Annotated in this window: 17 protein-coding genes, 1 tRNA gene and 1 CRISPR repeat array; of the genes, 15 read left to right on the top strand and 3 right to left on the bottom strand. The window is 52.8% G+C overall.

The window, feature by feature from the left end; all coding sequences use genetic code 11:
* Positions 1–957: 957 nt before the first annotated feature.
* Positions 958–1,031: transfer RNA gene (locus DKK74_RS07170), tRNA-Gly, on the top strand.
* Between the two features lie 482 nt (positions 1,032–1,513).
* Positions 1,514–1,819 (top strand): hypothetical protein, encoded by a 306-nt coding sequence (locus DKK74_RS07165; RefSeq protein WP_146210557.1) that lies wholly within the window; start codon positions 1,514–1,516, stop codon positions 1,817–1,819.
* A gap of 112 nt (positions 1,820–1,931) precedes the next feature.
* Here the strand turns inward: DKK74_RS07165 and DKK74_RS07160 are convergent, their stop codons facing one another.
* Positions 1,932–2,333, bottom strand: a complete 402-nt coding sequence (locus DKK74_RS07160; RefSeq protein ID WP_110413433.1) for an RDD family protein — start codon at positions 2,331–2,333, stop codon at positions 1,932–1,934.
* 643 nt (positions 2,334–2,976) lie between these two features.
* Here DKK74_RS07160 and DKK74_RS07155 point away from each other — a divergent pair.
* Positions 2,977–3,468 (top strand): holo-ACP synthase, encoded by a 492-nt coding sequence (locus DKK74_RS07155; protein WP_258334489.1) that lies wholly within the window; start codon positions 2,977–2,979, stop codon positions 3,466–3,468.
* A gap of 376 nt (positions 3,469–3,844) precedes the next feature.
* On the opposite strand, the gene DKK74_RS07150 is transcribed toward DKK74_RS07155, so the two are convergent.
* The gene (locus DKK74_RS07150; protein ID WP_110413432.1) at positions 3,845–4,849 is read right to left on the bottom strand and encodes a hypothetical protein; all 1,005 of its coding nucleotides are present in this window, start codon (positions 4,847–4,849) and stop codon (positions 3,845–3,847) included.
* A gap of 735 nt (positions 4,850–5,584) precedes the next feature.
* Between DKK74_RS07150 and DKK74_RS07145 the strand changes: the two genes are divergently transcribed.
* The 12 genes from DKK74_RS07145 to DKK74_RS07090 all read left to right on the top strand — a co-directional run bounded on the left by DKK74_RS07145 (position 5,585) and on the right by DKK74_RS07090 (position 22,787).
* A complete protein-coding gene (locus DKK74_RS07145) occupies positions 5,585–5,767 on the top strand; it encodes a hypothetical protein (RefSeq protein WP_110413431.1) in 183 nt (60 codons plus the stop codon).
* Positions 5,768–5,932: 165 nt separating this feature from the next.
* Positions 5,933–6,313 (top strand): hypothetical protein, encoded by a 381-nt coding sequence (locus DKK74_RS07140; protein WP_146210556.1) that lies wholly within the window; start codon positions 5,933–5,935, stop codon positions 6,311–6,313.
* Positions 6,297–6,536, top strand: coding sequence for a helix-turn-helix domain-containing protein (locus DKK74_RS08945; RefSeq protein ID WP_110413429.1), 240 nt, complete (start codon positions 6,297–6,299; stop codon positions 6,534–6,536). Before DKK74_RS07140 ends, DKK74_RS08945 begins: the two co-directional genes overlap by 17 nt.
* A gap of 563 nt (positions 6,537–7,099) precedes the next feature.
* The gene (locus DKK74_RS07130) at positions 7,100–7,348 is read left to right on the top strand and encodes a hypothetical protein (protein ID WP_110413428.1); all 249 of its coding nucleotides are present in this window, start codon (positions 7,100–7,102) and stop codon (positions 7,346–7,348) included.
* Positions 7,335–9,479: a CRISPR-associated helicase Cas3' gene (cas3, locus tag DKK74_RS07125; protein ID WP_110413427.1), complete on the top strand. Its 2,145-nt coding sequence runs from the start codon at positions 7,335–7,337 to the stop codon at positions 9,477–9,479. Before DKK74_RS07130 ends, cas3 begins: the two co-directional genes overlap by 14 nt.
* A gap of 45 nt (positions 9,480–9,524) precedes the next feature.
* Positions 9,525–10,181, top strand: coding sequence for a type I-C CRISPR-associated protein Cas5c (cas5c, locus tag DKK74_RS07120; RefSeq protein WP_110413426.1), 657 nt, complete (start codon positions 9,525–9,527; stop codon positions 10,179–10,181).
* A complete protein-coding gene (cas8c, locus tag DKK74_RS07115; protein ID WP_110413425.1) occupies positions 10,178–11,971 on the top strand; it encodes a type I-C CRISPR-associated protein Cas8c/Csd1 in 1,794 nt (597 codons plus the stop codon). The genes cas5c and cas8c overlap by 4 nt, the downstream gene beginning before the upstream one ends.
* Positions 11,964–12,896 (top strand): type I-C CRISPR-associated protein Cas7/Csd2, encoded by a 933-nt coding sequence (cas7c, locus tag DKK74_RS07110; protein WP_110413424.1) that lies wholly within the window; start codon positions 11,964–11,966, stop codon positions 12,894–12,896. Before cas8c ends, cas7c begins: the two co-directional genes overlap by 8 nt.
* Positions 12,897–12,906: 10 nt before the next feature.
* Positions 12,907–13,608, top strand: a complete 702-nt coding sequence (gene cas4 / locus DKK74_RS07105) for a CRISPR-associated protein Cas4 (protein ID WP_258334488.1) — start codon at positions 12,907–12,909, stop codon at positions 13,606–13,608.
* Positions 13,609–13,667: 59 nt separating this feature from the next.
* On the top strand, positions 13,668–14,699 hold the full coding sequence (cas1c, locus tag DKK74_RS07100; RefSeq protein WP_110413423.1) for a type I-C CRISPR-associated endonuclease Cas1c: 1,032 nt from the start codon (positions 13,668–13,670) through the stop codon (positions 14,697–14,699).
* A 12-nt stretch (positions 14,700–14,711) separates the two neighbouring features.
* The gene (gene cas2 / locus DKK74_RS07095) at positions 14,712–15,002 is read left to right on the top strand and encodes a CRISPR-associated endonuclease Cas2 (protein ID WP_110413422.1); all 291 of its coding nucleotides are present in this window, start codon (positions 14,712–14,714) and stop codon (positions 15,000–15,002) included.
* 448 nt (positions 15,003–15,450) lie between these two features.
* Positions 15,451–21,690: direct repeats of the CRISPR family, unit length 32 nt; unit sequence GTCGCTCCCTTCACGGGAGCGTGGATTGAAAT.
* 380 nt (positions 21,691–22,070) lie between these two features.
* Positions 22,071–22,787: a hypothetical protein gene (locus DKK74_RS07090; RefSeq protein ID WP_110413421.1), complete on the top strand. Its 717-nt coding sequence runs from the start codon at positions 22,071–22,073 to the stop codon at positions 22,785–22,787.
* A gap of 1,206 nt (positions 22,788–23,993) precedes the next feature.
* Here the strand turns inward: DKK74_RS07090 and DKK74_RS07085 are convergent.
* Positions 23,994–26,615, bottom strand: coding sequence for an alpha-L-rhamnosidase (locus DKK74_RS07085; protein WP_110413420.1), 2,622 nt, complete (start codon positions 26,613–26,615; stop codon positions 23,994–23,996).
* Positions 26,616–26,637: the final 22 nt, after the last annotated feature.

Raw genomic sequence — 26,637 nt, 5'->3', positions numbered from 1 at the left:
AATGGCTAATATCATTTCATTTCCTTTCTTGAGAAGGAGCTGCAAGATGAAAAGCTGCCAAAATTAGGTAGGGTCAATCTGTCGATACTGAAGCAGAACAAGTTGTCGCATAGGCTATGATGCTAGCTCCGCAGCAACAAGCTGACATCTGACCTCATCTGCAAACAAATCTCATCTCTTCGTTAATCAAAGCAGAAGAACCTAGGCTAACTACTCGGCAATTATGTTTGGCTATAGTTCCCTTCTCAACTGTGGCCAACTACTTGTTTCCCGCTGTTCTCGTTTTTGAGAACTGCATAATAAATATCTGTTGACGTTGCTTTAGATGGTATCAGAAGAATTAATGCTCATACTGTTATCTTCCGCATGATTTCAGCCATTGCAATCGATGCTCGGGCATAGTGGAATTTCCATCGTCGAAAGACGAGGCTGATGTGCGCGGCGAACTTGCCGCTGTCAATGTCAATTCCCTATTATTTTCTTTCTTCAAGATCGAATGGCGGCTCGATATCAGTCCGATTCGCCTCGCTCTGTAAAAATGAAAGATCTTGCGGAATATTTGTTCTTTTCCATACATAGTATTCAGTAATGAGTGGCTACCGCGTTAGCATGAATGATCCCGCAGTGCTCAGGTAGTCGCGGGTACACGCAAGATGTTCCTCGGATCCACGGGATTGATCCATGCATACCCAATGAAGCGATACTGGCGAGAGAGGGTTTTTATTCAATGTGGATGAACTGCCTGATATTAGTTCGGCCGGCAAGGGCCAGAATTTCTGTATGAATCTTCACGGTTATCCGTGGGGGAGGGGTAATCGGCGCAGGTCTCCATGTCGCACAGGGATTCGGTCCAGAGATGTCTACATAGGTTTCGCGCTGAATTAAACCTCGGATGAGCAATTTACTGCATGTTCCGGCCGGCCCATGTGCTATGCTCTGTACCGAGCCAACGGCTTTGCGGGCGTAGCTCAATGGTAGAGCCTCAGTCTTCCAAACTGATTACGCGGGTTCGATTCCCGTCGCCCGCTCCATGATAATCGTTGATATTCCGTCATTCTCGGCGGGTTTTCCAACAACTTGGAGCGGTCAGGATCGGGTCTGACTGAGCGAAATCTTCCCCAGTATTCGGTACTTTACGGGCTGAATGGGTACACGTTAGGGTACACGCGGAGGTGCTCGGCTGACTGCAGCAACAAGGCCTCCCAGATGTCGCACAGGTATCGTAATCGTCCAGGACGGGAGAGGCTACTGGTATTTCCACTGGAACCATTTTTGGGCCCTATGACCAGGTTGGACAGTTAATAAAACGGACCGCCAAGAATGGAAAGCTAATTGAGTTGTTATATCCAGTCAAGTATGCTTGGTGCATTACGAGGTATGAAGCTTGGCAAGAAAGTTGCCGCTTCCTTAAGGATTGAAAGAATTTCGAGAACACTTTAGGAAAGACACTGCTGGCAGCCCTCGGTGTTGATGGTTGTTGGGCATTGTTCAAGGGATTGGCAAGGTGATGATAGTGAGTATTGTGGCATCCGTCGGTTTTGCGCTGTCAATTATCTGCCTGGTCGAGTGTGTGACTCGTCTATTCCCCAAAGGAGTGACCACTGGCCGGGCAGTCTTTGTTGTTCTGCTATGCCTGGCGTTGATAATTCTGGGGTTTGTCTCCCTGCATTTCATGGGTGGCCCTAAGGGTTCGATTCCCATGACTAACTGGATTATCGCTATAGCGCTGCTGGTGGTATACGTGGCTATACGGTCGGCGTTCGCCATTGTCGAGCAGATACATAGCGGCCAGCAGTATACAGATGAAACCCAGCTATAGTTTGCTGCGCCATGCGCACTAATGCCCATGGTTTGATTGCTGCTGGAAGCCGTATCTTTTTCGCATGCCTGCACGATGGGTACAGGGCGTCGTCGCGGCATTGCAGGCATGCCTATTGTTTTCTGGTCACTGTTGTTCCCATGATCTTATCGGCGAAGGTCTGCCCTCTGCCATCCCATAAAGGCCAAAGAAAACCAATGAAGAGCGATGCGAAATCAGCAAGATGCGCTATCTCCCGCACGCCCATTCTCAGACCGGATATGGACAGGTTGGAATCCTGATCGCATACCTGAAGCTTGAGGAGACGGTGCGCCCAGGATTGCCCATTGCGCGCGGACCATGCGGAAATCACGCAGGCAACAGCCACAGAAGCGCAATCGATCCAGGATTGAGCAGATCCGCCTGGCGAAGATCTTCCAAATACAATGCTCCCCACTAACTGCGATAGCAAGGCCGCTGGCAATACTATGCGAAGCAGGTATGACGCCACTCTGCGCCACCATAAAGCTGACATTATTACCTCCCTTCAAGCACCACCCTCTTGCTTTTATTTTCGGTACGATAAGCGTAGCCCTGCATTGTCTATGATGACGTTCTCTCGGCTGCGCATCGAGAACGAAGGACTCAAGCAACTCCACTCCGAGCTGGAGAAGGTCGCAGTGCTTCCCGAACAAACACCCAGGTGTGAACCACTCTGGCCGAGATTCAAGCATAGGCATGAGAGCATGGCCGAGTGATTTGAACTCCTGATCAATGTCCAGCCGCTCATGATCCTTTTGCCGCTGGTTTCTGTACCTCCGTTGGCAGGTACGTGGCAAGCTAAGGACAATGTATGCTCATCGCCGCTTGGATTGGATTCCTGTGGCTTCAGGTCCTGCGAAGAGCCTCTGAGTTGCTGCGCTGAATGTTCCTAAATGATTTGTGTGCGGTTGGCCCAGCCCGCTGACTTCCAAGCAGGTTGCTGACTTCGCTCTATGAGATATGGCAGACTCTCACTCCATCTATTCTTATCCATACCTTCCCTTCTTGCTAACCTCTTATTCCTTGTGGTTTATCCCTTTCTAGGGCTGTTTGTGCAAGATTGCAGTGATTGTTGATTAGGACCCCAGGTTGTGTAGTTTTCGAGTTTCTGATCGGATGATTTGCTGCAGTGACCGATGAGGGGCATACTCGGGCCTATGAATGATGCCGGGTTTGGACAAGTGCTGGGGTTGGGACATGACCTGGTCGACCTGAAGGAGTTCGGCCGGCAGCTGGCCATGCCGGGCACGCGCATGACAAGCTTGTTCTCGCCACGGGAGCGGCGGCAGGCCGAGCAGCGGTCCATGCTCAAGCGTGACGATATAACGGCGCACTTGGCGGTGCGCTGGGCTGGCAAGGAGTCGGTGCTCAAGGCCTGGTCGCAGGCGCTGGGACCTGAGGCATCGCCCTATGGATTGGATGATTTTCCCTGGAGCGGGGTGGAGATCCTGGACGACGGCCGGGGTCGGCCGGGCGTCAACCTGGAGTCCTCGGTGGAAGCCAGGCTTTACGATTCCTTGCCTCTGACCGGTGGTCAGATCGATCGAGTACAGTTGTGCTGGCACATCGCTCTCAGCCATGACGGACCGGTGGCCTCGGCGGTTGTACTTTTGTGCAGGCGTGTCTGAAACTAGACAAGGACATGTGACGCATGTGGCGTTAATTCCTAGTTATCACGTTAAGCAGCTAAATAGAAGTCTTCGGCATGTGGAGCGATGCTCCGACCGTATCGGAGTCGAATTCAAGGTTCAAGACTTCAGATGCGGTCAGCTCTATGTATTGCATGCGTCGTTCTAAGCGCTGACTGCGGCTCCCGGGTAGACTACATGCAGCCTCTTCGTGAGGTGTGTTCCCTGCTTACGCGGAGATAATCCCGTCGCAGCGTTCGGTTGTGCGTCTGCAAGGAATTCAGGTGCGGCATGGCAGGGGTGTGATTTGGGCCGAAGACGCAAAGGACCGCCCCTCCGGCTTCGGGGGGACGGCCCTTTCGTATGCCCGGCGGGCTCAGCACCCGGAAGTGATCGCAGGATGCGTCACGCACATGTAGTGATGAGCTCCGTCGATCTGCTCCTGGGTGTAGTGATCAGGGGCGGGAGTGTAGCTGGAGCCGCTACCTCCCGACGAAGGCGCGGGAGCGGTATAGCCGCCTCCTGATCCGCCTCCCCGACGAGCGGTCTGGCCGCTGCGGGATCCGCCTCGTGCATATCTGGAGCCGTTGGAACGGGCCGAAGTGCTGGCAGAGCCGCCTTGTGTGTGGCCCGAGGAAGGCGCCGGAGCTGCAACAGCCGCCTGCTGGGCCTGCTGATCGGCGGCCTCCTGATCGGCTTTGGCCTTGGCGGTCTTCGAGTCATTGACTGCCTGCATCTGGCTGGCGAGGTCCTGGATGGCCTTGCGCCGCGCGTTGGTGTCTGCCTTGGCGTCGGCCTGCACGGCCTTGGCCTGGTCGAGCACCGTCTTCAGGGCGTCGCGCACAGCGTTGTCCGCCACCTGGCCGTCGCTGCCCGAGAGCAGCGAGTCCCCGTCAGCGATTGCCTTGTCCAGGTGCGCCTTGACCGTCCTGGCCTCGTCATGGGCCACCTTCTCCGAGGCCGCTTTGACGCCGCGGTCGGCGGCATCAGCCTTGGCGGCAACTTGGGCGGCCTGCTGTGCCAAGGCTCTCAACGAACTCCACGAGTCGTCCACGCTGCACGAAGGCACTGCGGGGACGGAGGGCTTGGCGGCCTTGTCCACGGCGGCCACGACCTTGACGTCGGACACGTCGCCCTGGGGTATGGCCGGGGCCCGCCGCTGCGCCGCAGCCCGGTCCGTCTTGTAGGCCTTCACATTCCGAGCCGCTGAAGCCGCTTGCGACCGGCAGTCGGCCAGGGATTCCGCCTTGACGTGCGAAGACCAAGCCCACACCCCTAGCAACAGGCCCGCGGCAACCACCAGGACGGCCACGAGGCCGACGATGAAATGCCAATGGTCGGCCTTCGCCGATGCGCCCTGCGCATTCCCCTTCCATGCCATGACTGATTCCCTTCCCTCATGGTGCAGGCCTTGTATGGTCTGCGACAGAACGCTTGCATCCTCGAAGATAATCCTTACTGATGCAAACTTTTTTGTGCATACTACGCGCATTCCCCGCATACGTGTGAATAATCACATTTGTAGCAGGCTCGCCGGACTGGACTTCATGCGTTCCCTGCATCCGCGGGCGTGATTCCATCAACGGGAACATCGTTGTCATTGGTCCAATCCTCTTCGCTTACTCTCAGCTCAAAGATTTCAGAACGGATGGCTGGTAGGTTCGCCACGATAATTCAAAACCAACAACCAGAGTGATTTCGAATCGTTCTGTCGTCGCGTGGGAGTGCAGCAGGTATGTCTTTCACATCTTTGTCTTTGAGTTCAGTGCTCGCATATATGGGGTCGCTGCTGGTGTCTCTGAGCTCATCGATGAGGGCAGGCATAGGGAATACCGCGATAAGTGCAGCCGGGTTTACATCTTCACCCTTGTCTTTGCAGGAGATAAAGCAGTTTCAGGCGATCGATTTGGCCAGCATATAACCCAGCTGAACATATTTTTGACTGAATTGTGTCCAATCTTGAAGTTGTGTGGTGAGACCAAACAAGGAAGAAGCAAACAGAGCTTGCGGGCAAGTATCAATGCATGGATCCGGCGAGGAGACTTATGCTAATGGTGTGTGTCAGTATGATCCAGAGTGTCCTGTACATCGTCATCGTCCAGGAACGACGTGTCCGGTGGTTTACCGCAAGAGGAAGGCAGCGGCGCGTGAGGCTGAACGCCGTCAGCGGCAGCGTGACGAGCTAATAGGGGTCGTCGTCTTCATAGCGGTCGTTATCATCGGCTTTGCCATCCTGAATAGGGTAATCCCCGGATTCCTGAGCACTCTGCTGCAGGGCCTCGGCTTCATGAATAAGTAAATGCCAAGCATTCATGACCCTTGCTCGCAGTCTCAATGCCAAGAAGGTCTTACTGTATGCCCAATGGTAATCGCACCTAGCGTGACACCTATCCCAGTTTTCAAATCATGTATTTGAAATCAGGCGAGCTCACACCGCGTAGCAATGCTATGCGGGGCGTTGCCCATGGTGGTCAGTTTGTACTTTCGGATTGCTGCCAAATACTTTCACTATCAGACTGTGGGGCCGACAGAGATACTTTGGATGCACTTCGATGGTCAGGCCGCCCGGTTTTATTATCAGCAGATAATTGCCAAGCGAGGGCCGATCTTCGCCCTGGAGCGGGATGAAAAGGCATTGCATCCGCTAAAGACCAGTTACAACATATTTCGGTCCGGCACCTATTTATCCGAAACAATGCTTGCGAAATATGTGACGGACATTCTGACCTGGTTCGTTGATGCGCCGGTGGGGCAGGGTGACATTGACAGGAGCGGCCATGACATTCAAATGGTGATGGACATATATTGCCAATCAGCAGCTTGCCATTATGACTGGTCTCGGTGAGCCTAGCTTCATTAGGGTATTCAAAAAGGCAGCCGGTTATACGCCTCATGCCTATGTTATGGACGCGCGAATCAATGCGGCTCGAAGTATGCTCAGCAATTCCTCCAAGCCTGTCGAACAGATTGCTCTGAATTGCGGATATTCCAAGCTGTCCGTCTTTTGCAGCGCTTTTAAATCCAAAGTAGGTATGCCTCCTATGGAGTACCGCCGCCGTACTTTGTAGATAGCGGATAAGGTCAATGACTGCGCCAAGCAAATTCAGTAGCTGAAGAGGAGTAACTTATAAAGTGTCTGTAGCGCAAAGCAATCTAGCTATAACTTAAAACGTCACTATGGCGCATGCTTGGATTGTGGTTGGCTTGTATGCATGATCGGCATTGCTGAATGCTGTGGTCAGAATACAGACGTAGTCGCCGCAAGGCGTGGATTGAAATGGTTTCTGGCTGTTTAGTAGAATAAGGCTAGGGCTCATCGGCCTAGGCTGATGAGCCTTTATACCTTCGTTAGATTTTCCCTAGATAAAACCAAGCTTCAGTAATTGTATATATATACGTAATATATAGTCCTTTCTAAATAACCAAAAACCGAATTGACATTATTCATTAATAGGTTTATATTTCTGTATCAGAACACAAGTGATCGCCTATACGAAGGAGATGGGGCGATGGTTGAGGATTCTGGGTTTATATGCGGGAAGCCGGTTTGCGTATGGCGATTGACGGCTTGGATTCAGGTCAATACAGCGCAACCGCTCAACAGTGACCCAAGTCAGGAAGAGATGATCGCATGACGACCGAAGGCGACGAGGTAGATGAGTATCTGGCCCGCACTTCAAAAGATCATGGTTTCGAGGTCTGCGTGCAGCATCTGGTAATGACGGGATGCCTTGATGCAGCCTTCGCCGGCAGGCTGGCTGGTTATCTGTATGACCAAGATCAGGCTGATATGGGTCTGGATACAGGCCTTCTTCATGACATAGGCAAGTATTCGGCGGAATTCCAGAGGATGATTAGGGAGGCCTATGATGAGCAGTAGTGTCAATCACTCTTCATACGGGATGAAAGTAGCCTATAAGCTCCATCTTCAAGAAGCCACATTTGCCATTGCAGGGCATCATGCTGGTTTGCCGGATTTTGGCAATCAGATTGATACCGAGAATTCAAGCACCTTGGTCGGCAGAATGAAGCGTCCCAACCCTGATGCATCGCATTGGAAGGATGAGATCACTCTTCCCGAAGTCAAGCCGCTTCCTTCTTTGGGCTCACATTTCTCGGACATGATGCGTATCCGTATGCACGAATCAGCGCTAGTGGATGCGGATCGGCTGGATGCTGAGTTCTTTGTCAATGGCAAAGTAGAGCGCGATGAATCACCATTTCTCGAGCAGCTGCTTCAGGATCTCGGTCCCGATCGTCTGTCCAAATCGATCATGCCGCCTCCACAGGAATTACGTGAGATCAGTAAAGCGCTGGCTGGGCAGCTGCGTGAGCATCAGTCAATCAGAATCAAGGCGCTTGCTGAAATCATGGAGCGCAGGGCTGAGTCCTTCCTGTCGGCGAAGGCGAGTACGTCGTTGAATGAAAAACGCAATGCCATATTGCGTGACTGCCTTACTCACGGGGCCGATCCTGAATGGAATCCAGGTCTATACACGCTGACCGCTCCCACAGGCGGCGGCAAGACTGATTCCTCGCTTACGTTCGCGCTTGAACACGCCAAAACACACCATATGGATAGGGTTATTTACGTCGTGCCCTACACGTCAATCATCGACCAGACGGTAAAGGAATTCGAAACCCTCCTTGGGTCAGATGCGGTTCTACCACACTATGCAGATGCTGCTTTCCAATTAAAAGAGGAAGACGAGCTTACAGCAAACGATTTGCATCGCAGTTTTGCGGCCGAGAACTGGAACATGCCGGTTATCGTAACCACTGCTGTGCAGTTTTTCGAAAGCCTGTTCGCCAACAAGGCCTCTAAACTCAGGAAGATTCATAACATAGCTAACTCTGTTGTGATCTTCGATGAGGCCCAGACCTTGCCCTTGCCTCAGCTGAAACCATGTGTACAGGCCATAGCTGAACTGGTTGCCAACTATCACGTCACCGCGGTGCTGTGCACAGCAACACAGCCGGCCTTGCAGGAACTGTTTGCTCAGGCTCTTCAATGCCCGAATCTGACCATCCCTGAAATTGCACCATTAAGCGAAAAGGAGCGCTCGGAATTCAGGCGCAACCGAATCGTCGATGACGGTCATAAGAACATGGATGAGATGGCTGAAGCTGTAGAAGGCCATAATCAGGTTCTGTGCGTGGTCAACACACGTAAGGAGGCGCAGTACATCTCCGGAGCGGTGCGAAAGCATGGCTTTGAAGACGGTACTTTCTGCTTGACTACACTGCAATGTGCCTATGACAGGGAACGGTTTCTGAAGCAGATACGGGATCGCCTCACCCAGGGAGAATCTTGCAGGGTCGTATCCACGTCTCTGATAGAGGCCGGAGTGGATGTCGATTTTCCTGAGGCATATAGGGAACAGACTGGTCTTGATTCGATTCTTCAGACAGCTGGCCGTTGCAATAGAGAAGGTCGACGTGAAGCGGATGCCTCATTGGTTCATGTTTTTTCGACTGATGAGGGCCAGGTTTCGTTTTTGAAACAGAATATGTTGGCTTTCGAGTTGGTACGGAAAGGCAATGCTGACCTGGCATCTTCAAAAGCGATTCATGAATATTTCACCAGGCTCTTTGGAATGCGAGGGGACGAGAGTCTCGATCAGCGTCAGATTCTTAAGGCTCATGAGCGTGGAATATCAGGATGCCGTATGCCGTTCGCTCAGATTGCTGAGCTTTTCAAGCTGATTGATACGCCAACTGTTCCCGTCTATATACCGGTCAATGAAGAAGCGAGCACCCTGTGTGCCCAGCTGACTGATCCTCGTTGCTATACGCGAGGGCTGTTCCGCAGATTGGGCCGGTACGCGGTCAATGTCTGGCCTAGACAGCTGGACAGACTCAAAGAGGCTGGGAAGATATCCGCTTTGGCTGAGCACGGTGCCAGGTCGGATGACGATGCATTTGTTCTGCTGGACATGGGCATGTACGACAGTGCTACAGGTCTGCAGGTCGATGAAGATCAGTTGCCTCAAAACGGGCTGCTGTATTGATGGCTGAATCGTAATTAGCAATACCGGCAACAGGAAAGGAGACCAATGACAGTACAACTTGAGGTCTGGGGTCCGTACGCCCTCTTCACCAGACCAGAAATGAAAGTAGAGAGAGTCTCGTACGACGTGATGACGCCATCGGCGGCACGTGGGATTCTGGAGGCTGTGTTCTGGCATCCGGGCATGATCTGGCGGATTGACAGGATCGTGGTTATGAATCCCATCAGATTCACCAGTGTTCGTCGCAATGAGGTCAGCAGCGTGATATCGGCCGATACTATCCGGTCGATGATCAATGATCCGTCCAAAGACAGCGCGATCTATGCTTCCTCAGACATTCAGCAGCGTGCCTCCACCATTCTGCGGGATGTTCACTATGTGATTGAGGCACATTTTGATATGAATAGCAAAGCTGCTGCAGGGGATACGCCGGCTAAGTTCATCAGCATGTTCAATAGACGAGCTCAGAACGGGCAGTACTATCACCACCCTTATTTCGGAACACGGGAGTTCCCTGTCGATTTTCGGCTTTGGGATGTCGATAAGGGTCAGCCCAAGGGATTCGAAAATGGTCATCGGGATCTGGGGTACATGTTATACGACATGGACTATCGAGACCCTGCGGACCCGCAACCTATGTTTTTCAGAGCTGAGTTGATTAACGGCGTGCTGGATGCAACTGATCCGAGGATGAGCTCATGATTGGCGAACTAGTCAGACTTTACGACCGGCTGGTGGAGGCTGGTCAGGCACCGCGGTATGGATACAGCGTTGAAAATGTTCCGTGGGGACTGGACATAGCGGATGACGGGGCCATAACCCATGTCATTCCGTTTGGGACATTGACAAAGAACAAGCAGTTCAGACGTATGATGCCTGTTCCGGCACATGCATTACGAACGGTGAAAATTCAGGCCAATTTCCTCTGCGACAACTCCTCTTACCTGCTAGGTGCAGATGCCAACGGTGCAACAGACAAGGCGGCCAAGCGCTTTGCAGCTGCTGCTGAATTGCATCGTCAGGTGCTTGCAAACGCCGAAGATGATGAAGCCCGTGCAGTGCTCGCTTTCTTTTCCCGGACGCCTCAAGCGGCAGTTGTCGAGGAGAAATTAGGCGAAGGGGACTGGAAGAAGGCCTTAACCGGTAATTTTGTCCTCTGCTTTAACGGCTTACCTTTATCTAAAAACCGAACCATGCAGAAATACTGGGATTCATGGTTCTCTTCGGATGACGATGACAGTGGTGAAACGGCCGCTGGTTCTGAAACCATGCAAAGTGTTGTTTCAGGCCAAGCTGTCGTCCCTGCTCTTACTCATCCAAATATCAGAGGCGTCCGCAACGCACAATCCAGTGGATCAGCACTAGTGTCTTTTAACGCGCCAGCATATCTTTCCTACAACAAAAAGCAGGATCAAAATGCTCCTATGAGCAAACGTGAAGCCTTTGCTTATACTACAGCCTTAAATACTGTGCTGAAAGACGATCAGTATACAAGAACTGTCAATGATGGTTCCTTGACGATTGTTTCCTGGGCAGAGTCAGGACAGGCTGAGTACTCAGCTGAGATGAACTTGTGCATTGAAGGCGCTGCAGGGGTTGACCAACAGGATCTAATAGCCACTGTCACAGCCTTGTCTAAGGGGAACCCCGTTGATTTCAATGGTGTCAGGCTTAATCCGGATGAGCATTTTTACATCCTTGGGCTTGCCCCTAATGCGGCCAGGCTTTCGGTGTCCTTCTTCTTGAAGGACACTTATGGCAGTTACATGGAACATGTACGTCGGCATTATGCGGATTTGGATATCGAACGACCGAAATTTGATAAACGTCACGATCTACCTGTGTGGATGCTCCTTGCGCAAACTGTGCCATCTGCCGCTGGTGGGAAAAAGAGGATTCCAGCTTCCCCCCGTACAGTTTCCGACCTATTTAAGGCCATTCTTACAGGTGCGCCCTATCCTACGTCGCTCCTGACTGCTGTCGAGAACCGCATTGGCGTTGAGCATGAAGTTCCCCGCGCCAAGGCGGCAATCATCAAAGCGTATTTTCTTCGTCATCAAAACAACCAATGCCCTAAGGAGGTATTGCAAGTGTCCATCAACAAAGAAAGCACCAATGTGCCTTATGTCCTAGGACGGCTGTTCGCCCTGTATGAGGACATACAACATGCTGCGAATCCTGGTATCAATACCACGATTGGTGACCGGTTCTTTACTAATGCATCGACCATGCCAGCCGTGGTTTTCCCGCACTTGGGCGATTTGGCGAAAAAGCACCTGCGAAAACTGCCGACGGGAACGCGCATTTACTATACCAAGCGTATCGCTGATCTGATGAACAGAATCGGCGAGAACTTCCCGACGAGGTTATCGCTGCCTGAACAGGGTGCTTTCCAGCTTGGATATTATTTCGAGACTCAGGAGCGCTACAAGGGCAAGAACAAGGACGACAATAAGGAAACTAACAAGGAAGAAGGAATTGTAAATGAGTGAGCAAACTGCCAAGGCTATCCAAAATAGGTACGATTTTTCCATTCTCTATGACGTTGAGAATGGCAATCCCAACGGAGATCCGGAATCAGGCAATATGCCACGAACCGATAGTGAGACCGGGATTGGAATTGTTACTGATGTTTGCCTAAAGAGGAAGATACGTAACTATGTGCAATTGATTAACGGGGATAAGGCGCCCTGGCGTATTTATATTAAGCAGCAGGTTCCGCTGAACCGCCTCGATGCTGAGGCATTGAAAGCGATTGGCGTCAATGGGGACCCCGATGTGGACAGTATCGGGAAGACCCTAAAGAAGGCCAAGAAGGAAAATGGCGAGCTGGATAGATTAATCCTCGATTACATGTGTTCCAATTTCTTCGATATCAGGACCTTTGGCGCGGTGATGACCACCTTCGTCAAGGGCGGGTTGGCCTGTGGCCAGGTGCGTGGCCCTGTGCAACTTGGATTCTCGAGGTCCATCGATCCGATTTTCCCACAGTCGGTCACCATCACCAGGGTGGCCATTACTACGGAAAAAGACCAAGAGAACAAGAACAATGAGATGGGCAACAAGTCAATTGTTCCTTACGGTTTATACCGTGCTGATGGCTATGTGAATGCAAAGCTAGCACAAAAGACCACCGGATTTAGCGAGGAAGACCTGGCCATGCTTTGGCAGGCCATTCTCAATATGTTCGAGTTTGATCATTCTGCTGCTAGGGGCAAGATGGCCGTTCGCAAGCTCTATGTCTTCAAGCACAGCAACGATCTTGGCGATGCTCCCTCCTATAAGCTGTTCGATAGCATTCATGTGGCCCATAAGCCTGAAGTTGAGACACCGCGCAGCTTCTCGGATTACGATGTGACCGTTGATACTTCAGCTATTCCGCAGTCGGTCGAACTGACTGAAATGGTGGATGGCTGAGAACACTACAATGAGTGATAATTCCATGGACTTGTCCATGGCCACAGGGCCGGCCGAATATCCTGAGGATGAATGGCTGACCCTGTCTGGCATTCAGCATTTTGAGTTCTGCAAGCGCCAATGGGCATTGATCCACATAGAGGAGCAGTGGCGTGACAACACCAGAACATATGCAGGAGACTTCGAACACCGACGTGCTCACGACTACCACGCTTCTGAAAAACGCGGCGACACCTTGATACTGCGCGATCTGCGCGTATTCTCCAGAAGGTTAGGAGTTGTCGGAGATTGTGACATTGTCGAATTTCACGCGGCTCAGGATGGGGTTTCATTGACAGGCAGAAGAGGGCGGTGGAAACCCTATCCTATTGAGTACAAACATGGTTCCAGCAAGGTCAATAATGCTGATCGTTTGCAATTGTGCGGCGAAGCCATGTGCTTGGAAGAAATGCTCTCCTGCAGCATCAGCCAGGGGGCATTGTTCTACCAGCAGACCAAGCGCCGTGAAGTGGTTGAACTCAACAATGAACTTCGCGCTCAGGTGGCCGATGATCTGTCGGAGATGCGGGACCTTTATCGACGAGGCCATACTCCAAAGGTGAAGCCGAAAACGGGTTGCCGGTCATGCTCATTGAAGGATATCTGCCTGCCTGAACTTGTGCATAAGTCTTCCGCCGCTGACTACATTCGAAAGACCTTGAAAGAGTTGTAGGGGTAACTTGGGCAATGAGAGGTTATTGAGGAAAAGCACCAGAGGGAAGCGATGATCCATTGAGACAGATGTTGAACACCTTGTTTGTCACTACAGAGGATGCCTACCTTTCCCTGGAGCAGGAGAATGTTGTGGTGAATGAGGGAGACCACGTCATGGGACGGATACCCCTGCGTGCCTTGGAGTCTATTCTTTGCTTCAGCTACAAGGGTGCCTCGCCGGCCTTGCTGGGCAAGTGTAATGAATTTGGGGTCTCGTTCTCCTTCTACTCTCCGCAGGGCAAATACTACGGGTCAGTACTTGGAGAAGCTAACAGAAATGTGCTTTTGCGACGCCGTCAGTATCACATGGCCGATGACGATAATGAGGTTTGCTCGATTGCAGCCTCGTTCGTCATGGGCAAGATATTCAATGCGCGACAGGTGTTGGAGCGCGCTACCCGAGACCACGCTTTACGGATCAATGTGCCTCGTGTCAAAAAGCAGAGTGCCCGTCTGTTGGCAGCCTTGCAGGAATTGGATGGTTGCCTAACAGCGGATTCGGTTCGTGGTGTGGAGGGGGAGGCTGCGAAGTGCTACTTTTATGCCTTTGATGATCTCATCCTCACAAATAAGGATGATTTCTACTTCGAGCAGCGCAGCCGGAGGCCACCGATGGATAGGATGAATGCCCTGCTCTCATTTATCTACGTGCTGCTTTCCGGAGATTGTCGTTCTGCACTTCAAGGTGTTGGCCTTGATCCTTATGTTGGATTCTTGCATACAGACAGGCCAGGCAGATCTTCGCTGGCCCTGGATCTTGTTGAGGAATTGCGCCCTGTCTTTGCGGATCGGCTGGCTTTGTCTCTGGTCAACACTCATGTAATTAAGGCCGGAGATTTCGAGATTAGAGAGAACGGAGGAACTTATCTTAACGACAAGGGGAGGAAGCAGGTGCTTTCAGCCTGGCAGAAGCGCAAAAATGAGCAAATCATGCACCCCTTTCTTAAGGAGAAAGTGCCATGGGGGTTGGTGCCCTATGTGCAGGCATTATTGTTGGCTAGATACATACGTGGGGATATGGATGCCTATCCGCCGATGTTTTGGAAGTAGGGTGAAAGAATAATGATGGTGGTTGTCGCTTATGATGTCGACACCTGTGAGGCTGCTGGCCGGAGACGATTGCGACAGGTCGGCCATGAGTGCATGAAGTTTGGTCAGCGTGTGCAAAATAGTGTGTTCGAATGCGTGGTCACTCCCGCCGACCGTGAGCTGCTAAAACAGCGGCTGATGACGTTGATCAATCCTCAGGAAGACAGCTTGATCTTGTACGATCTGGGTGCCAGATACTCGCGCAGAATCCATTACTATGGGGTTAGGCGCCATATCCCTGTTGACAAAGTGATGATGTTATAGAGCGTTAAGTGACTTTGATTTTACTGTTTTGTTTGGGTCGCAGAAATTAGACGATAGCTAAGTGGTTGGTGTAATTCTGTAAACAGTGCAGTATGTTGACTGCTGTTGTGGATCATCGTTGGTGCGAAACGCTAGCAATCATGTATTTGGCTGATCCTTCGCGTCGCAAATCTCTACTTCAGGACGATATACGGTCTTAATTTCGCATGTTTTCGTGAGCTGAGTTCTTTTCGCATTTCAAATCAGACGGGTATGTATACGAAAAAAGCTAGAATTTTAGTGAATCGGATGAACAGTTGTTTGATAACTGAATAGTGATGTTATCGACTTGAAGCATCATCTCAATTGCTCGACTAGAAATAGAATCTGGGTACCTAGTTTGGGCTGTTGGGAGTCGCCAGCCATTAAAAGCTGATCATATATTGGTCATCGGATGTATCATTGTGCTGTCGCTCCCTTCACGGGAGCGTGGATTGAAATAGGGACAAGCCGAGCTTTGTGGCGAATGATGCCAGTCGCTCCCTTCACGGGAGCGTGGATTGAAATCCTTCCCCGGGATTAAAAAAGCAGCCTTGCACACGTCGCTCCCTTCACGGGAGCGTGGATTGAAATCGTTGATATGATAGCCAAGAACTTCGATACAAAGGTCGCTCCCTTCACGGGAGCGTGGATTGAAATACCCCATAGGCCTTGTACACCAGGTCAAGCCACTGTCGCTCCCTTCACGGGAGCGTGGATTGAAATCTTGTGGCGTTTGCCGAATCCTGACAGATATATCGTCGCTCCCTTCACGGGAGCGTGGATTGAAATTATCAGACGCAAGGGGCAAGCTCCTGCTCTCTCGTCGCTCCCTTCACGGGAGCGTGGATTGAAATTGAGGACAGATACACCAAAAAGGAAATCGAAGACGTCGCTCCCTTCACGGGAGCGTGGATTGAAATCGGAACATGAGAGAAAGGATCGATGTCATGGGGTCGCTCCCTTCACGGGAGCGTGGATTGAAATGACAGAAACGCCCCCGGGGTGTATCTGACCGATGGTCGCTCCCTTCACGGGAGCGTGGATTGAAATCAGCGCAGGACCGGGTTGCCGCCATGCTGGAAGAGGTCGCTCCCTTCACGGGAGCGTGGATTGAAATCCCGCGACCTTTTTGATGCTGTTCAGAGCGTTGTGTCGCTCCCTTCACGGGAGCGTGGATTGAAATCAATGCTGGTGCAACGCCAGCCGACGCGGCCAAAGGTCGCTCCCTTCACGGGAGCGTGGATTGAAATATCTGCGACGAGTTGCACGTGTACAAGACCCCGGGTCGCTCCCTTCACGGGAGCGTGGATTGAAATTTGAGGGCCTCCGTGTAGGTCTGCGCCTGCGGTGTCGCTCCCTTCACGGGAGCGTGGATTGAAATGCAAGAGCGTGGGTGTGGACCTATACACTACAGGTCGCTCCCTTCACGGGAGCGTGGATTGAAATATCTAGGGCTTTTGGCACGTATCGTGCTGAGCATGTCGCTCCCTTCACGGGAGCGTGGATTGAAATTACTAAAATTCAGCGCATAGAACTGGTTTATGTTGTCGCTCCCTTCACGGGAGCGTGGATTGAAATGGATCGTCAAGCCTGCCGTACAGGTCGTCCAGACGTCGCTCCCTTCACGGGAGCGTGGATTGAAATCAGAGGCAATAGCCTACTGTTCTAAAGCGGATACGTCGCTCCCTTCACGGGAGCGTGGATTGAAATATGCCGGAAGGGCTGTCGCCGTTGTACACCAATGGTCGCTCCCTTCACGGGAGCGTGGATTGAAATCTGAGCCTGATTTGGAGTGCACTTGGTATCACGAGTCGCTCCCTTCACGGGAGCGTGGATTGAAATTGCGCGTTGAACTGCTCAACCTTGTCGGCCATGCGTCGCTCCCTTCACGGGAGCGTGGATTGAAATGCGCATCCGGCGGCTGGACACTGTCTTGGTGACCCGTCGCTCCCTTCACGGGAGCGTGGATTGAAATGAGACTGTCCCGAGCGTACTTCATAAGGTCTGCTAGTCGCTCCCTTCACGGGAGCGTGGATTGAAATCAATTGTATGTCAGAATGGCACTGTCCGGCGCAAGTCGCTCCCTTCACGGGAGCGTGGATTGAAATTTCACAGGCGTGTGGGATGGGATCACTCAGGGTGTGTCGCTCCCTTCACGGGAGCGTGGATTGAAATAAACGCTGGACCTACTCTATCGGCTACCCATGTCGTCGCTCCCTTCACGGGAGCGTGGATTGAAATCTGCACGATCCGGCCACTGGCAAGGATTACTGCGGTCGCTCCCTTCACGGGAGCGTGGATTGAAATTGGCCGACGACTCCTACCAGTACGTCAAACAACAGTCGCTCCCTTCACGGGAGCGTGGATTGAAATCGGCGTGCTGCTGGCATGGTCAAGGCAGCCGGTGTCGCTCCCTTCACGGGAGCGTGGATTGAAATGTATCTACTTGCTTTTTGCTGCTCATTGCTTATCGTCGCTCCCTTCACGGGAGCGTGGATTGAAATTTTATGTGCTACTTACTGTAGCACGCTCAGTCTGGTCGCTCCCTTCACGGGAGCGTGGATTGAAATGGCCTGTTCCTTGCTGATGGTCGGATCGGGAATCGTCGCTCCCTTCACGGGAGCGTGGATTGAAATCTGACTGGTGCATTGGTCAGATCCATCCGGCCGGGTCGCTCCCTTCACGGGAGCGTGGATTGAAATTTCAGCTGCTTGATCGCTATCCGGTTCAGCTTGAGTCGCTCCCTTCACGGGAGCGTGGATTGAAATTGCTTCCGGATGGCAGATGCGTCTTCTACCAGCTGTCGCTCCCTTCACGGGAGCGTGGATTGAAATGCATACAAGGGAGACGTTGTGCTCCAGAAGAACGTCGCTCCCTTCACGGGAGCGTGGATTGAAATCGGTCCAAACTGGAAACCAGCTATGAGCATATGAGTCGCTCCCTTCACGGGAGCGTGGATTGAAATTATAAGAGCAATGGCCTTATCCTTGTCAGCCAAGTCGCTCCCTTCACGGGAGCGTGGATTGAAATCACGGTGCGTGGGATAATGTCGTCGGCTGGCTTGTCGCTCCCTTCACGGGAGCGTGGATTGAAATTCAAAGGCGGCAGTCGATAGGATCGTCGGACTGGGTCGCTCCCTTCACGGGAGCGTGGATTGAAATTAGTAATTAAGGTACGCAATACGACGATCATCAGGTCGCTCCCTTCACGGGAGCGTGGATTGAAATGCCCAATAGGTGCTGTCGGGGAGCGAGAGACAAAGGTCGCTCCCTTCACGGGAGCGTGGATTGAAATGCGTCTCATCATAGGTGCGATCCCTTAGGATCGTGTCGCTCCCTTCACGGGAGCGTGGATTGAAATCAGGGAGGCGACCCCTCATGGCTGGTGACCGGTCGTCGCTCCCTTCACGGGAGCGTGGATTGAAATTTTTTACTTATTACTGTAATAATGAGGCTGCCAGGTCGCTCCCTTCACGGGAGCGTGGATTGAAATCGCGCGGTACGGTGACCATTACGCCGGCAACCAGGTCGCTCCCTTCGCGGGAGCGTGGATTGAAATCAAACGCCAGAGAAGAAACTCGATACAGCCGTCCGTCGCTCCCTTCACGGGAGCGTGGATTGAAATATGTAGATAATGGGCTTGGTGCCCCACCCGGCCTGTCGCTCCCTTCACGGGAGCGTGGATTGAAATCGTCCTCATTGGCGGTCGAGAGGGTTACAGAAACGTCGCTCCCTTCACGGGAGCGTGGATTGAAATTCTGGGGTCACTGGGAGCCCATGGACGGGCTGCTCGTCGCTCCCTTCACGGGAGCGTGGATTGAAATTTCTAGGACGGTCTGCCTTACCAGGTCGCGCAGGTCGCTCCCTTCACGGGAGCGTGGATTGAAATTTGAGACTTTTGGCGGCACAAGCAAACTGGATATGTCGCTCCCTTCACGGGAGCGTGGATTGAAATCACCAGCGTTTATGATCACCGGTCCGTGCGTTCTGTGTCGCTCCCTTCACGGGAGCGTGGATTGAAATCCGGTCGTGCGGGCTCGATTAGGTCCAAGCTTGCGTCGCTCCCTTCACGGGAGCGTGGATTGAAATTCAAGGAACGACGGTTAAGGTCCATGCAAAGCCTGGTCGCTCCCTTCACGGGAGCGTGGATTGAAATAACCAGCAAAACACCAACCTAGCCAACCGACAGGGTCGCTCCCTTCACGGGAGCGTGGATTGAAATATCGCCCGGAATGCCGCCAGGATCCCCATGAAGGTGTCGCTCCCTTCACGGGAGCGTGGATTGAAATACCGACACCTTGGCCCAGTGGCAGGCCAAAGGGGGTCGCTCCCTTCACGGGAGCGTGGATTGAAATAGGTCGAATTCGACGTATTCGCGTGGATTATCAGGTCGCTCCCTTCACGGGAGCGTGGATTGAAATCAGCGTTGGGTGACGCATGATGTGCTGCCTTCTGTCGCTCCCTTCACGGGAGCGTGGATTGAAATTCGATGAATTCGATACGAACGGGGCATAGATGTCGTCGCTCCCTTCACGGGAGCGTGGATTGAAATCACGTATTCACGTGGATTATCAGCCACCAGGGGCGTCGCTCCCTTCACGGGAGCGTGGATTGAAATGCCGCCAAGCTTCTGCCGTCAGCCACATCACGCAGTCGCTCCCTTCACGGGAGCGTGGATTGAAATCCGCCGGCATCGAACACCGTGATATGGGAGGCGGGTCGCTCCCTTCACGGGAGCGTGGATTGAAATTGTCCATCGTTTTTAGCCGCATTAAAGATATACGGTCGCTCCCTTCACGGGAGCGTGGATTGAAATAGTCTGCAAGCCCCATAGGGGGCCAAGAATGCCGTCGCTCCCTTCACGGGAGCGTGGATTGAAATATCACATGGCCGGACACAGCTGCGGCGACCCGCGTCGCTCCCTTCACGGGAGCGTGGATTGAAATATTACCATATCACCGGCATCTACAAGCTCGCACGTCGCTCCCTTTACGGGAGCGTGGATTGAAATTTGCTCACGGTGGCCCTGACCGCGATCCCCGTGTGTCGCTCCCTTCACGGGAGCGTGGATTGAAATGATACCGACCGAGGTGTTCTTCGCGAACGCCGAGTCGCTCCCTTCACGGGAGCGTGGATTGAAATTGACAGTCTGCCGGGGCTATTGGCTGCTGCCCGGTCGCTCCCTTCACGGGAGCGTGGATTGAAATTCCATCTCGATTTGAAATAAATTCGTCATCGCTAGTCGCTCCCTTCACGGGAGCGTGGAGCGTGGATTGAAATGTCAAAAATAATGAAACGAACGTCGGGAAATGCAACGTCGCTCCCTTCACGGGAGCGTGGATTGAAATTTGTCCTGCATGAGGTTCAGGGCCTCGTTGTCGGGTCGCTCCCTTCACGGGAGCGTGGATTGAAATTTGAGCCAGTGGTACTCCCAGTCAGGTCCGAGAGGTCGCTCCCTTCACGGGAGCGTGGATTGAAATGACACGGACATCGCGCACACCGTCTCCCATGCCATGTCGCTCCCTTCACGGGAGCGTGGATTGAAATTTATGCTGTGTGCGAGGGTCGCACTACGCTGTTGTCGCTCCCTTCACGGGAGCGTGGATTGAAATGGCTGTGAGCTCACCGTCCGGATCGTCGTTGGCGTGTCGCTCCCTTCACGGGAGCGTGGATTGAAATAAAACTTTTCAGTGTGGATGACGGATACATTCGGGTCGCTCCCTTCACGGGAGCGTGGATTGAAATAGAAACCTGGGGTCGCAGATTTGGGGCGCCATCGTCGCTCCCTTCACGGGAGCGTGGATTGAAATCCAACCGTAGGGAATTTCAACAACGCCACGAACACGTCGCTCCCTTCACGGGAGCGTGGATTGAAACGGCGAGGCCAACGCGTACACGGAGGCACTCAGGGGTCGCTCCCTTCACGGGAGCGTGGATTGAAATCACCGGTAGACGTTGTCCGCGCCTACGGCGCGCGTTGCTCCCTTCACGGGAGCGTGGATTGAAATTTAGCGTCCACATCCGTGACGTTGCCCGCATAGTGTCGCTCCCTTCACGGGAGCGTGGATTGAAATATTTTGGCATAGGCAAAGACCTCGTAGGAACATGGGTCGCTCCCTTCACGGGAGCGTGGATTGAAATATCAGGGACTGGTAGAGGTCGGCCTCGCTGGTGGTCGCTCCCTTCACGGGAGCGTGGATTAAAATTGCTGAGACCAACTCGCTGATTGATACGACCACGTCGCTCCCTTCACGGGAGCGTGGATTGAAATCGCAACGAGGCAGAAAAGACCGCGACCAGACGCGTCGCTCCCTTCACGGGAGCGTGGATTGAAATGTAGTACGTTGCATGCGTTGTCTAAATGTCTGTATGTCGCTCCCTTCACGGGAGCGTGGATTGAAATAGTTAGAGGACACCATCTCTGATGATTGGTCCCAGGTCGCTCCCTTCACGGGAGCGTGGATTGAAATCCGAACCGCGAGTGTGCCACCTTGGATGAAAAGGTCGCTCCCTTCACGGGAGCGTGGATTGAAATAAGACACTCCCGCAATCGGCCATGGCGAACATTGGGTCGCTCCCTTCACGGGAGCGTGGATTGAAATAGACGCGGGAAGCTACAACAGACAAGAGCGTAAGGTCGCTCCCTTCACGGGAGCGTGGATTGAAGTGCCCAGTCTTGGGTCCACTAAGGCAATGAGGATGGACGCTCTCCTCGTGGGGGTGTGGATTGGGAATACTGCAACGAATGGCTCTCTGCTTGCGGCAAATGCACTGCCTGCTGCGTGGAAACCTAAAACGAAAAACTGATTGCGCTGCTTTGAATTAACCATACAGCGCTGCTTCTTAGCTGGAATATGTATTAAATCAGTTCTTTCCTTAGAACTTTATTATAAATTCTGCTTCTTCAAAACATGAGCATGAGTTGCTGCTTCGGTATAGTACTAATCATTTTCATGCCATTCTCTCGTTCCTAGGCGCGAGTGTGCCGTCCGGTATAAGCTTGTAGGCGGTGTGTCCACGAGTAGCGGACTTGGAGGTGTGGTCGCCGATGGAGCAATTCGACGATGCGGATGGCGCGGGATCCGGCATAAGCGATGCAGCGAGTTCCACAACCGCGCAACTGCATCCGGATGAAGCGACTGCGGTGAACAAGGTTTCGGCCCACCCTGAAGCGACTATTCCGGATTCGGAATACTCGCTGGCTGAGATCGAGCAGCGACGTGCCCGCCCGGTCCGTTGGGTCGTCTTCGCGCTGGCGGTCCTCTTGGCCATCGTCATTCCCTATGGATACGGGCGCTCGCTGGCCATCAACCACACCCAGGGCGTGCTCCGCTATGCCTCGGTCCTGGACCCGCGCGGCATAGCCTTGATCGCCTGGACGGTGACCGTGCTGACCTTTATGGGTATCGGCATGTCCATCATCGAGTCGTCTTCCTGGTTCTGGCGGGTGGTCTTCGTACTGGGCCTAGCAGCCGAACAGCTGATTGCCGGCCTCTGCCTGCTCAAGATGAACTTCTGGTACAGCACCTTCGTGGTCTACCAGCATCAGGCCATTCTGGCCAATGCGGCCAACCTGGGCATCATCGCTGCCGGCCTAGGCGTGGCGGTCTTTGCGGTCGTCTTCGTGGCCATCCTGGTCTGTGTGCGCAAGGATTCCCCCTGGAACACGCTGACCCACAGCTGGTCTGCTCTTTCCTTATTTTTCATCATCGAGCTGGCGGCCATCGCCATCGTCCTCTTCGGAGGTCTGATTACCGCGGCATGACCTGATTGTCGTGTCGGCCAAGGAGAGATCTTTTTCTGTTCCTTTCGGCGATGTTGTGCAAACACGCAGCCATACGAGCAGGCAGTCACTTCCGATAAGGTTCATGTTTCCTGTCAGCTCGGGTATCGGTGCCATGTTTGTTGCTTGTCACTGGGCGGGATGAGCGGAGGCGGGGACATTTTGGTGAAATGCATGCAAGGTTAGGGAAGCAGATCTTATGATTCTGTGGAAAAGAATCTCTGGGGCCGCTCCTTTGACTATTACCCCTAAGCTTCCGGTCTTCATACTGGGAGGGTCCTGCAGTATCCTCTAAACTTCACACGAGGTTTTGTCTGGATGGTCAGTGATCATGATTTCCTTGTATAGTGCTCGGTCAATGACATCAAAGCCAGAAGCAGCCGCCACTTCCGTGCGATTGTTTATTATGTGACTGGCTGCTTGTGGTAATTTCGATATTTAGAAAACGTGGAAGCAGTTCAATATTATTGTTTGCTGCTGCTTGGCCGGAGTCTCATTCATCGTCAACTCATTGACATTGTTCTGACTAATCAGACTTAGATGCCAAATGTACCATGCGGTTGTTCTGAGATTTGCGCGGCGGAATAACAGAACATGGGTGAGCGGAGTGAGAGCGATCCGGCCCAGAATCCGACGGGCTGCAGACAAAGACCGTAGTCCCCAGTGAGAACGGTGTGAAGCAACCTGTCAGCAGTAACCGTGTATGTACTGAAGCAGTCCCAGGAGCCCCTGATTAAAGAAAACACTGGGATTGCTTCCGTCGGTATGAACGGCCGTGAACGAAAAAAGCTCTGGATGCTGTGAAGCAAGCGCTGGAGGAAGGTTTCAGATTCCTAATGATCAGGACGATTCTCCTTATGCCATCCCCGATATCTGCATGGGTCTCCGACGCGTAGGGTAAACCGATCTGTTCCATGAGAATTGGTTAAAGACCACGGTTGTAGCCTGACTCTTACCCTTTCACCGTAATGCGAGGGCTTTCGCGGGTGTGGTGCAGGACAGGTAATTGTGAACGGCGACGAAATCATCTATGAGTCAGCAAAACTGCCAGGTGGTATAAAGCTACGCAGCTGAATATGCGCATGCTGTATTTTCGCATGCAAGCTGGTAGGCGCAAGTGGCTTCCCCACCAATGAGCAACGGTCGGGGAAGCCACTTGATGAATGCAAGATCAGCGTTCAAACCTTATCAAAGGGAGTATTGACGTTGGTAATCGCCACCCTTAAGCCATTCCTGCCGGGTGCCAGGCAGGTCCAGACAAGCTGTAGCACCGTAAGGCACATGCAGGGAAAGATGCATGCAATGCGAATCTGAATCAATATTCCAAGCAATTGATATCAATCCGTAGGGGGTCAAATGCTTGGCGGAAGCGTGGGTGATCCCCCCACCCGGTCGCGGAGCGACTTTGATCGTTTTCCAACCGGGGCTCATAGGGGATATGCCCGCAATCGTTGAATAAGCCCAATTATTCACAGATCCCAGAGCATAGTGATTGAACGAGGTCATGCCCCCTGGGTTTAAGCTGCCATCGGGTTCCATGGAATCCCAGCGTTCCCAGGTTGTGGTTGCGCCCATCGATACCTGGTAGAGCCAACTCGGGCATTTGGTCGACAAAAAAAGACCGTAAGCTTCATCCAGGTGTCCTGATTTGGCCAGAGCAGGGAGAATGTAAGCGGTGCCGGCGAATCCTGTACCAATCTTCCAATCAGACGAGCGGACCAATTCAGCCAGCCTGTTGCCAAAGCCCTCCATCAAAGTCTTGTCGGGAACCAGGTCGAACATGATGGACAAGGTATAGGCACACTGGGTGTCGGAGGTCATTCTTCCATTCGCTGCAACGAACCGTTTCCCATACCCTGCTCTTGAGACCTCGGCGAAATGGCTGAATCGTTTCCGATCATCGTCATTGTCAAGAACGATGGCCATTTGCGCAAGAAGATCGCAGCTGTGGATATAGAAGGCAGTAGCGACCAATTCCTTTGCGGTCATGGCTTGGTCGGGAGATTCCGGCGGGGCTGTGGGATCGAGCCAATCACCCAACTGCCCAAGAGCATATTCGGGTCGCCTGTCCCAAACGCCATCTGGCGACAAGTAGCCATGCACCTCGTTCACCCAGGTGACCGCGGCAGGATACTGCTCTTGCAGGGCATCCTTATCAGCAGTGGCCATATATAAGGCCCAAGGCACCAGTACTGCTGCGTCGCCCCAGATGGCAATGGCCTGCGGATCCGACCAGATCCCCATGGGGACATAGGGTATATAAAACGGAACTGTTCCATTCTTCTTCTGCTCGAATGCCAGGTCGCGCAGCCAGTTGCGAAGTAAACCAGCCGCGTTGTACAGGTAAAGGGCCGTTGGCGAAAAAACAGCGATATCGGCCGTCCAACCCACACGCTCGTCCCGCTGGGGGCAATCCGTCGGAATCGACATGAAATTGGATCTCAGAGCCCAGACTGTGTTCTCACTGAGTTTATTGACCATTTCGTTGGACGTGTCAAACCATCCAATTCTTTCCATGGCTGTGTGGTAGACAGTGCACTTGATATCCTCATGTGTCAGTGTGCCCTGCCATCCCTTCACCAGTGCATAACGGAACCCGTGCATGTCGAATTCCGGTTCCCACCAGCCGTCTTTTCCGTTGGATATGTACGTATCCAACTGGTGGCCTCTTTTGAGGATGGTAGTAACGAGATTGCCTTCCTTGTCCAGTACCTCGGCATGTTGTACGGATATCTCTTGGCCTGCCTTCAACCCGTGCATGTGCAGCTTCAGACGTTGGGACGCATTCTGACCCGTATCAATCAACCAGGTTCCCGGTTCCACACCAGCTGTCACATGTATGGTCCTGTCTTCTTGGATCTTATCCGGCTGGATTGAGCGCATGACGGGGAATTCGATTTTATGCTCGTCGAAAGGTATTTCCGCCACGGGTTGCCAAGAACTGTCGTCAAAGCCTGGCCTGTCCCAGCCAGGCATCTCTTTCCGCGCATCATAGGTTTCACCCTCGTAGATGTTTGATCTTACTATGGGTCCCAGTGTTGTCTTCCATCGTTCATCTGAAGAGTTCGAATATAGGGATTGGCGCTCGCCGTTGGCGTAGGTGACTTCCAATTGCGCAAAAGCGCCAATCTTGTCGCCCCATACATTAGCTTCACCGCCATCGAATCCGACTCTGCCCCTATACCAGCCATCCGCAAGTAGGAGCCCCAGTGCGTTGGCGCCTTCGTGAATCAGATCCAATACATCATAGGTCCAGCACTCCAAGCGATTGTCATAGCTTGTCCACCCTGGGTTCAGTTGATCGACACCCACACGGTGACCGTTGATTCTGGCTGATACCAGTCCCAAGGCGGTCAGGTACAATCTGGCGAGAACAGGCTTCTCCCTGATTGTAAATTCTGTTCGCACCAGTGGCTGCGGGCGATGATCTGTTCCCGCTTCGGGCCAGGAAGGTCCAACGAAATCAGCTACGCGCTGATGTGGCATTAAGAGGCCGACGTCGAAGAATAAGGGACGCGACCATTCGCTGGTCTCTTTGTCGGTCTTCACACGGACAAAGACATTGACCAGTTCTCGTGAATCCAAAGGCTCGAACTGCCAGGGCAGGAGAATGTTCTGGGAAGAATCCACGCTTATTGTGCTTTCGTTGGCGCCGTGACGCGGTTTGCGGCGTTCGACGCGAATTTCGGCTTTTGCGTTTTCCGGAACAGGACAGTTATATTCCCAGGATAAGCGGGGTGTTGGCGTACCAATTCCCAATACATCACCAGAGAACTGCTCAACACGCACGCGTACAGGTGCCTGAATCATATCGATGCCTTTCTTACGTAAA

Source organism: Bifidobacterium asteroides (genome assembly GCF_003202755.1).
GTDB classification, from domain to species: Bacteria; Actinomycetota; Actinomycetes; order Actinomycetales; family Bifidobacteriaceae; genus Bombiscardovia; species Bombiscardovia asteroides_F.
The sequence above is the reverse complement of the archived record's forward strand: the minus strand, read 5'-3'. Positions and strand labels throughout refer to the sequence as shown.

Coding starts and splice junctions, on each gene's coding strand:
- DKK74_RS07090 (WP_110413421.1), top strand. CDS start 22,071: ATGGAGCAATTCGACGATGCGGATGGCGCGGGATCCGGCATAAGCGAT.
- cas8c (WP_110413425.1), top strand. CDS start 10,178: ATGATTGGCGAACTAGTCAGACTTTACGACCGGCTGGTGGAGGCTGGT.
- DKK74_RS07085 (WP_110413420.1), bottom strand. CDS start 26,615: ATGATTCAGGCACCTGTACGCGTGCGTGTTGAGCAGTTCTCTGGTGAT.
- cas3 (WP_110413427.1), top strand. CDS start 7,335: ATGATGAGCAGTAGTGTCAATCACTCTTCATACGGGATGAAAGTAGCC.
- DKK74_RS07150 (WP_110413432.1), bottom strand. CDS start 4,849: ATGGCATGGAAGGGGAATGCGCAGGGCGCATCGGCGAAGGCCGACCAT.
- DKK74_RS07155 (WP_258334489.1), top strand. CDS start 2,977: ATGAGGGGCATACTCGGGCCTATGAATGATGCCGGGTTTGGACAAGTG.
- DKK74_RS07140 (WP_146210556.1), top strand. CDS start 5,933: ATGGTGGTCAGTTTGTACTTTCGGATTGCTGCCAAATACTTTCACTAT.
- DKK74_RS08945 (WP_110413429.1), top strand. CDS start 6,297: ATGACTGGTCTCGGTGAGCCTAGCTTCATTAGGGTATTCAAAAAGGCA.
- DKK74_RS07160 (WP_110413433.1), bottom strand. CDS start 2,333: ATGTCAGCTTTATGGTGGCGCAGAGTGGCGTCATACCTGCTTCGCATA.
- cas5c (WP_110413426.1), top strand. CDS start 9,525: ATGACAGTACAACTTGAGGTCTGGGGTCCGTACGCCCTCTTCACCAGA.
- DKK74_RS07130 (WP_110413428.1), top strand. CDS start 7,100: ATGACGACCGAAGGCGACGAGGTAGATGAGTATCTGGCCCGCACTTCA.
- cas7c (WP_110413424.1), top strand. CDS start 11,964: ATGAGTGAGCAAACTGCCAAGGCTATCCAAAATAGGTACGATTTTTCC.
- cas2 (WP_110413422.1), top strand. CDS start 14,712: ATGATGGTGGTTGTCGCTTATGATGTCGACACCTGTGAGGCTGCTGGC.
- cas4 (WP_258334488.1), top strand. CDS start 12,907: ATGAGTGATAATTCCATGGACTTGTCCATGGCCACAGGGCCGGCCGAA.